Origin of the sequence: Aequitasia blattaphilus (assembly GCF_024721305.1) — a bacterium.
Classification (GTDB): domain Bacteria; phylum Bacillota; class Clostridia; order Lachnospirales; family Lachnospiraceae; genus Aequitasia; species Aequitasia blattaphila.
In genome coordinates, this window is record NZ_JAMXOD010000042.1 from 1 (window position 1) to 8,301 (window position 8,301).

At 40.9% G+C, this 8,301-nt stretch carries 10 protein-coding genes; 6 read left to right on the plus strand and 4 right to left on the minus strand.

The annotated features are described in order from the left end of the window. The first annotated feature begins 121 nt into the window (after positions 1–121). Positions 122–436, plus strand: coding sequence for a hypothetical protein (locus tag NHH15_RS15085; protein ID WP_330639266.1), 315 nt, complete (start codon positions 122–124; stop codon positions 434–436). 12 nt (positions 437–448) lie between these two features. Next, positions 449–1,810, plus strand: a complete 1,362-nt coding sequence (locus tag NHH15_RS15090; protein WP_262067477.1) for an antirestriction protein ArdA — start codon at positions 449–451, stop codon at positions 1,808–1,810. Positions 1,811–2,200: 390 nt separating this feature from the next. Here the strand turns inward: NHH15_RS15090 and NHH15_RS15100 are convergent, their stop codons facing one another. From NHH15_RS15100 to NHH15_RS15115, 4 genes are all read right to left on the minus strand, one after another. Beyond that, positions 2,201–2,548, minus strand: a complete 348-nt coding sequence (locus tag NHH15_RS15100) for a hypothetical protein (protein WP_262067479.1) — start codon at positions 2,546–2,548, stop codon at positions 2,201–2,203. A gap of 465 nt (positions 2,549–3,013) precedes the next feature. Beyond that, a complete protein-coding gene (locus NHH15_RS15105) occupies positions 3,014–3,175 on the minus strand; it encodes a hypothetical protein (RefSeq protein ID WP_262067480.1) in 162 nt (53 codons plus the stop codon). A gap of 216 nt (positions 3,176–3,391) precedes the next feature. Next, positions 3,392–4,678, minus strand: a complete 1,287-nt coding sequence (locus tag NHH15_RS15110; protein WP_262067481.1) for a relaxase/mobilization nuclease domain-containing protein — start codon at positions 4,676–4,678, stop codon at positions 3,392–3,394. After that, on the minus strand, positions 4,639–4,968 hold the full coding sequence (locus NHH15_RS15115; RefSeq protein ID WP_262067482.1) for a MobC family plasmid mobilization relaxosome protein: 330 nt from the start codon (positions 4,966–4,968) through the stop codon (positions 4,639–4,641). The genes NHH15_RS15110 and NHH15_RS15115 overlap by 40 nt, the downstream gene beginning before the upstream one ends. 320 nt (positions 4,969–5,288) lie before the next feature. Between NHH15_RS15115 and NHH15_RS15120 the strand changes: the two genes are divergently transcribed. The 4 genes from NHH15_RS15120 to NHH15_RS15135 are packed head-to-tail and all read left to right on the plus strand — an operon-like array spanning position 5,289 to position 8,174. After that, complete coding sequence (locus NHH15_RS15120; protein ID WP_262067483.1) at positions 5,289–5,885, plus strand: TetR/AcrR family transcriptional regulator; 597 nt, start codon at positions 5,289–5,291, stop codon at positions 5,883–5,885. A gap of 56 nt (positions 5,886–5,941) precedes the next feature. Further along, positions 5,942–6,787: an ABC transporter ATP-binding protein gene (locus NHH15_RS15125; protein ID WP_262067484.1), complete on the plus strand. Its 846-nt coding sequence runs from the start codon at positions 5,942–5,944 to the stop codon at positions 6,785–6,787. Further along, positions 6,784–7,464, plus strand: coding sequence for a fluoroquinolone export ABC transporter permease subunit (locus NHH15_RS15130; RefSeq protein ID WP_262067485.1), 681 nt, complete (start codon positions 6,784–6,786; stop codon positions 7,462–7,464). Before NHH15_RS15125 ends, NHH15_RS15130 begins: the two co-directional genes overlap by 4 nt. Next, positions 7,461–8,174 carry an ABC transporter permease gene (locus tag NHH15_RS15135; protein ID WP_262067486.1) on the plus strand — a complete coding sequence of 238 codons (714 nt, stop codon included), beginning with the start codon at positions 7,461–7,463 and terminating at the stop codon, positions 8,172–8,174. The genes NHH15_RS15130 and NHH15_RS15135 overlap by 4 nt, the downstream gene beginning before the upstream one ends. The last annotated feature ends 127 nt before the right edge of the window (positions 8,175–8,301 follow it).

Here is an 8,301-nt window from a genome sequence, read left to right on the forward strand (position 1 = left end):
CTAAAATATACATCGTTTCTTTTAGTGTCCTTAATCTCAAGGGCACTATTTTTTACTTTATAGGAAAGTCACGGACTTTCCTATAAAGGGACAAAAGCTGTTCGCTCCCCAAAAGGAGCCGGTGGGCGTGTGTCCTCGCTGCGGTGAGCAGGTATATGAGGGCAAGAAGAACTTTTACTGCGGAAACCGTGGCTGCGGTTTTGTTCTCTGGAAAAATGACCGCTTCTGGCTCTCCCGCAAAAAGGAGCTGACCAAAAAGATGGCCGCTGACATTCTAAAAAAGGGGTGTATCAAAGTCAAGGGAATGTACTCCGAAAAGAAAGATTCTACCTATGACGCTACGGTGATTATGGACGATACAGGCGGCAAGTACGTTAATTTCAAGCTGGAATTTGAACCGAAAAAACAATCCCCAAAACGTGGGGCGGCACGATAAGGAGGTGCTTCGATGAATTATGACCATGATTGCCCCTTTGAGGCATATATTACAAATCTCGGCAAATATAACGAGGGCGCTCTTGTAGGAGAGTGGGTGAAATTTCCCACCACCTATGACGAACTGCAAAAGGTTTTTGAGCGTATCGGCATTGGCAGGGAATATGAAGAATGGTTTATCACCGACTACGATTGCTATGTTGACGGTCTAAACGATATTCTCAGCGAATATGAAAATCTGGACGAACTTAATTATCTTGCAAACAAGATTGATGATATGGACCGCTTTGACTATATGCGGTTTGAGACGCTTATCCCGATTAGCGATTATGCTCACAGTGTCAAAGACCTGATTAACCTTGCCGACAATCTGGATAAATACGAGATTTATTCTGATATTCAAGACCATGACGACTTGGGTCGGATGTATATTGAGGAATACGGCGCTATGGAAGTTCCTGAACATCTAAAAAACCACATCGACTATGAAGCATATGGGCGGGATATCGCCTTGGATGAAATCGGTATATTTACCGACAAGGGTTATGTTCGGGACAGCGTAGACAATTTTTATGAGCACTATGACGGCAACAGGGAAAACATCCCCAAGGAATACCGGGTAATATCGGCACCAGATGATATAGAGCTTTCAGGGGATGGAATGCTAGAGCAGGCACAGGAGCCACTTGCTCCAGATAATTTTATGACAGGTGAAAAAGTTACTACCCCACGAGGCAGTTTTTCCTTAACAGATATGACGAAAGCACAGATGGAGGCGGTTGGGTATGGGCTTCATCATAGTTCGGACGATGGCTTGTATCATATCATGGGCAATGGCACAAGAGCCTTTGCGATTATCAATGAAGATGCAAGAACCTATGATATTTATCAGCTAAAGGATATTCCAGATAGACGGGATTATGCTTTTGAGTCCCTTGACCGCCTCCGTGAGCAGGGGCACACAGTAGATATACAGAATTATGACAAAGTGTATTCAGGCGTCATGCATCCCAATGAAAATCCGGAAAATATCTATGCTCGTTTTAATATCGACCATCCACAGGATTTCAAGGGACATTCTCTGTCTGTGTCAGATGTGGTTGTCATCCATCAGCACGGGCAGCATACCGCCCATTACTGTGATAGTTTTGGATTTGCACAAGTGCCAGAGTTTTTGCAGCCGGAAAATCATCTGAAAAATGCAGAAATGGCTATGGAAGATGATTATGGCATGATTGACGGTATCATCAACAACGGACCAAAGGAAAAACCATCCATTCGAGAGCAACTGACAGAGGCAAAGCGAGAACGCTCTGAACGTAAACCGCCGATTGTGAAGAAACCTGACAAGAGCGAACCGGAGCATGGCCTATGAGCAGGAGCAAATCATGGAAACGAGAATGGACATTTTTCTTAGGCGAAAATGGCAGGCGGCAATATAACCGAATATGCCGACGATGCGTGCATGACTGTAAGCAGAGTTTCAGGGCAGAATTGCTTTCCTGTCCAAAGTATTTGAGCAAGGCGACAAATAGAGCCGTGAAAAGGGTTGAAAACAAGGGCGAATCTCACTTATATTGACTGTAAAAACGATAGGCAATACCTTTTCCCCCTTGTATATCCATTCAACTGAAACCATGCTGAAAGGTCTGATTTGAACACTTTTATTACATGAGAAATGGGAGCATATCCAATGGACTAAACATCCAGTGGGTATGCTCCCTTTATTTGTTGTTCTTTAATTCGACAAACTGGAATTTGTAAATCAAACAATATTCTCACCCAAAATTATTTTGGGCATTGTGGTTAAACACCTATTCCAACGTTTATAGAATTTTTCTATACCAAGTTTTCCAACTCTTGCATGAACTTCTTCATTTTCCAGCACCCAATACAAGACATATGTTACCTTACCTACATTTCTTGTAAGACGAACAGGTAATTCTCCCTCTTTAACTGCATTGAAATCTTTTTGTCGGTGAGTTCGTTTTATATAGTGTACATCAATAACACCATCTTGCTCCAAGTAAAATTCCGCTACTTCCCTCATCAGTTCTTCAATTTCATCTAACTTGGTCAGTTTTGCCTCATATATGCATATTTCATTAAACATAAAATACCTCCACAAATTCCAATTTGCTAACATCTATTTCTACAAGCAATTATATCATCTTATCAACGGATGGGAAAGATGGTTTTCTGTATCAGTGGTAGGCATTGTGGTAATGTGCATAACTGGTCGCGTTTATGGCATTGTGGGAAACTGTGTTTGCAGGCTGTGTAAAGCTAACAGCTTTTCCATAGTCTGTGAATGCTGTTTTCCATCGATGGAATGACCAGTTATGCACGTTTCCACAGTGCAGGTCTTAGCTGTCCCTTGCTTTTAGGTGCAGTCCTATCATGATAGTAAAACCGAGCCCCATCACCACATAGAACCAGGTCATATCTTCGGACGAAAATATGTAAGCCAAAAAACCGAATACAAATGCCCACAATGCAGAAAGTAATATTCCGATAATCCAAAAACCAACTTTCGTGTTTTGCAGACGGAATAGCAACCTAAACAGAACAATCGCTATCACGATGCAGATTGCTGGGTGCACATCCCATATCTGATTGCCGCAAGGAAAATGCTATCGAATAAAATGATATGTCCCAGAAACAAACCGATGATTGTAAATACAAAGCCAATGAATATGCTGATTGCCAATATCAGACCATACGAAAATACAACTGCCATAGATGTTTCTCCCTCGTAAATAAATGATAAATATTTGAGCTTCCATTTTATTTTAGCTAAAAAAAGGAGCTGCGCCCAGCACTTATCAGTATTCTGTTATAAAACACAAAAAACCGATAACTACCTATTGGCGTTATCGGCTCTGCGTCTATGCGTCTGGCTCTACAAAATATTTTACACCAAAATCAACCTGCAGTAAATTCATCTTTCGTTTTGTTACTCCCGTTCCGGCTCTTTGGGAACAGATAACAGGTTGTCTACATTCTTCTTGATAGTGGCATATTCTTTTGTTTCTTGGCGGGCAGTTTTGTATTCGGAATAGAACTTTTTCTTATCAGCGGCAAGGGTTTCGAACTCTGCTTTCATCTTTTCAGCAGAGGAAAGTGTTTCAGTATTCATTTCCTTTAATGCTTTGACCGCTGCTTCAAAGAGAATAATATCACTCTCATGCCCTCGCAGAAATTTTTCTTTATCAGAGGATTTGCGGTAACTATTATAAATTGGTTTGAGCTTTCGGTATGTAGCAGCGTGTTTCATAAGGAGTGACAAATCAGCTATTTGGTTTTCTGTATGCTTAATTGAATCAAGTAATTTATCACTGGTAGCAGATATGACCGCTGCCTTTTCTTCTAATTCTTCATAGCTGGTAATGCCATGCTCTGTGAGAAAATTCATTGTCTTGGCTGCTTGCTTTAAGTTATTGATTTTCGCCCAATGAGCAAAGCCAGCACTCTCCTGTGCCTTGATGTTATTCTGAATATCAATGAGCAGGTTAATCCGTTTATCATCTTTCTTTGGTATTTTGGATGGACGTGGACTTCCAGCAATTCTGGAGATGATCGTTTCCTCTGTATAATCAACACCCAAAGTTTTTAGACGTGTGAATCGCTCCTGACCGGAGGCACGGCAAGATATGTATTTCCCACGCTTAATTTCGTATCCCTCGTGCTGCAGGCGGAGAAGTAACTCTTCAAAGTCGGAGGATATAGGTATTAGCTGGTCAATGGCGGATTTATGCTCCGCATAACTCTTTCCTTTCGTCTGACCGGGAACAATAACTGAAAGTCCATGCTCTTTACAAAGTCTGTCGCTCACACGGCGGATGTAATGATAACTCCGCTTGTTGGAATGATAGTGCTTATAATCTGTAAAGCTGACCGCATTAAAAATCAGATGGTTATGGACGTGTCCTTTATCTATATGGGTAGTAAGTGCGAACTCATATTTGCCACCCAATACTTCTTTTGCAAGTTGCATCCCGATTTCATGGGCTTGCTCTGGGGTAACTTCTCCCGGCTCAAATGCTTGTATCAAATGGCGACCGAGATTTATCCCCTTATCTATGGAATGTCGGCGTGTCCATGCAAACTCAATATCGGCGGTTTCAGCGGAACAGCCAAAGGAAGATACCAAAAGTTTATCATCTGTTTTTTCAGCATTGCAGATATAGTCAATTGCTTTTTTCAGCGTAGACTTGATAGGATGTGTCTTTGTAATTGCCATATCTGTTCAAGCCTTTCTTTTATTTCCTCTAAATCCGAATCATAAGCAGGTGCACCAGCATTTAGTTTCTTTGCAATCTGATTGATGTTTCGGCCGATACCTTGCAGTTCCAAAGTAAAAGATTTCATATCGGCGGTGTCGGTATAAATGATATATCCATCAATTGCCATTTTCCGAAGATAAGCACCATACCGCTGTGTCGGCAAGAGTTTCATCTTTTCCTCAATCATCTGTTTTTCTTCCTCTGTCACATAGAATTTCATCTGAATATTCCTTTTTCGGTTTGGCATTTCGTTCCTCCGCTCTTATAAGGGTTTGGGATATCCCAACAAGCATTTTTGTATTTTGGGGCAACGGGGCCTGAAAATGCAAAAATCCGCAAGTGGGTACTCACTTGCTGTGCTTGCTACGTTACTTTGTCCTTGTACTTAGGTAATCCCTCAAATGTCAATTTTGCTACTAAATATTGAAGAAAAATGCTGCAAAATTTTACAGTTCATATATGATTTTTATATCGCAATCCATAATTTTTCAGCAAATATATTGACAAAATAATGGAAAAGTGCTATTTTGACTATGAAGAATAACTTAGTCAAAAAGAGGTGCATATATGCCAAAAACATATTCTGATGATGAACGTTCCTATATCAAAAAGAGGCTTAAAGAAGAGGCGACATATTGTCTGCTGAATTACGGCGTGAAGCGCACAACGGTTGATGATTTGATTGGGCGAGTTAAAATCCCAAAAGGAACTTTTTATTTATTCTACAAGACAAAAGAAATGTTACTGTTTGAAGTGTTGCAAGACCAGCACGATATGCTTGAAAAACAGCTTTTGGATGAAGTGTATGGACTTCAAGGAAAAGTGTCAGTTGATGGATTGACCAACATTCTTTATCGGTATTATAAGGCCGCAGACGATTCCGGTGTTCTAAAGCTCTTGACGACCGGCGAAATAGAATTGTTGTATCGCAAGCTCCCACAAGAAATTATGCAGAAGCATTTTGGGCACGATAGCGATCTTGTTAAAGATGTGATGAACATACTTTCTTTGCCGGGCAATGATAATATTGATGCGCTTTCAACGGCATTGCGAAATCTTTTTATCGCTATGGTATACAAACGTGAAGTGGGCGAGAAATATTTTGATGAAGCATTAAAGCTGACAATTAAGGGGCTTGTTATACAGCTAATACAGGGAAAGTAAAAAATTTGCTTTTTATTTGACCAAAAAGACTTGTCCAGTCAATACGGGAGGTATTTATGATAACTGTTGAAAAGCTAGACTTCAGCTATACAAATAAACCATTTATCGAAAACATGAGTTTTCATGTAGCAAAGGGCGAAATATTCGGATTCCTCGGCCCGTCCGGGGCAGGCAAAACAACGCTCCAAAAAATATTGACCGGCTTAATAACAACTTATAACGGAAGCGCAATACTTAATGGCGTTGAATGCAAAACGCATAAGCAATCTTTCTATGAAAGCATTGGTGTTGATTTTGAATATTCGACCTTATATGAAAAATTGACCGCACGCCAAAACCTACAATTCTTTGCCTCTCTATATACAAAGCCGCCCCGAAACATTGATACCCTCTTAGAGCGCGTGAGGCTTCAAAACGACGGTGATAAAAAGGTGTCGGACTACTCCAAAGGAATGCGATCAAGGCTAAATTTTATTAAAGCCCTATTACATGACCCCGATATTTTATTCCTTGACGAACCGACAAGCGGCCTTGACCCTACCAACAGTCGCATAATGAAAGATTTGATATTGGACGAAAAGAAACACGGAAAGACCATTCTGCTCACAACGCACAATATGCAGGATGCTACCGAGCTTTGTGATCGGGTTGCCTTCATAGTTGACGGTCACGTTAAAGCCTTGGATACACCCCACAATTTGATAATGCGGAAAGGGGCGGCAACCGTAAAGTACACATTCCATGATGGTACAGAGCATACCGGCGAATGTCCATTGGCACAGACATCGGCGGACAACAGATTGATAGAATTGCTGAAAAGCAATCGCATACAGTCTATTCACAGCAGCGAACCTACGTTGAATGACATTTTCATTGAAATTACCGGGAGGACGCTAAAATGAGGTTTATAAAGCTCCTGCTTGGGGATATGCGATTTCAAATAAAGTATGGCTTCTACTTTCTTTATGTGACTTTTTCAGTCGTCTATATTATGTTGCTATTGGTTTTTCCCGAAGCATGGCGAGAAAAGGCTGCAAGTGTGATGATATATTCCGACCCGGCGGCTCTTGGGCTGTTCTTTATGGGTGCGATTGTGCTATTGGAAAAGAGTGAGCGGGTATTAAACGCACTGGCTGTATCCCCTGTAACGACAATAGAATATATTTTATCTAAAGTGCTTTCACTCGCCGTTATATCCGTGTTGGTTTCTTTGGTGCTGGCAGTAGTGGCGGATAGCAATAATATCCCAATGCTCTTGCTTTCTGTCGCCTTAACTTCGGGCATTTTTACACTGTTGGGACTGATTGTAGCCACGAGAATAAGTAGCTTGAATGGGTATCTGATGGCAACCGTACCTGTAGAAATTATATGCTTTGTGCCGCCGCTTATTTATCTATTTTATCCGGCAGATATTTTGCGATTTTATCCGCTGAGTAGTAGCATGGCCTTAATTACAGGGAGTACGCACGGTGCCGGTTATGATATAGCTATCCTTGCACTTGTATTTACGCTCTTACTTGTTCTTGCTTATGGTTCAACGGAGAAAATGTGGAAAAGGCTTGGGGGTGTAAAGCTATGAAAGCAATTTTACTGAGTTATTCCCAAATGCTCCGGCAGATGAAAAAAGACCCTATGCTCTTGGTTATTGCATTTGTGCCGGTTTTGGTGGGACTACTGTTTCGGTTTGGTATTCCCTTAGTCGAAATGCAGCTTATTAACTATCTGGCTATAGAACACATCATATCACCATACTACGGATTACTGGATTTATTTTTAGTTATGCTCACACCGTCAATGTATAATTTTGTTATCGCAATGGTGGTTTTAGAGGAAGCTGATGAGCGGCTAATATCCTATTTGGCAGTAACGCCATTGGGGAAAACAGGATATTTATTATCGCGGTTTGGTCTAACAGGAATTATCTCAATGGTTATGAGCGTCATTGTGTTTGCACTTTTCCACCATGTAAGCATGAATACGGCAATGTTAATTGGATTGGCAATCGTAAGCACGGTGCAAGGTGTTTGCTCAGCTTTGCTAATTGTAGCGTTTTCCGCAAATAAAGTTGAGGGAATGGCGGTGGGCAAGTTTACAATGCTGTTTACGCTTGGAGCTTTAGCACCTTTTTTCATAAACGAAAAAGCGCAGTATATTTTTTCGGTGCTTCCGTCATACTGGCTAGCGAAAGCCGTCAAGGAAAGTGATTATATATTGATAGGGATTGCACTATTCGCAGTTCTTATGTGGATGGTATTACCGACAAAACGATTTAATAAGAAAATAGCTTGAGTCGAAAAATACACCTATAATTCAGATTTGTAAGCACAGAACCGCACTTTAGACGGTAGTGGCTTTCGTTTTTTGGTGCTAGTATATTAGCGTGGACAGAAAAAGTCGAACAAACTATAATTATTAA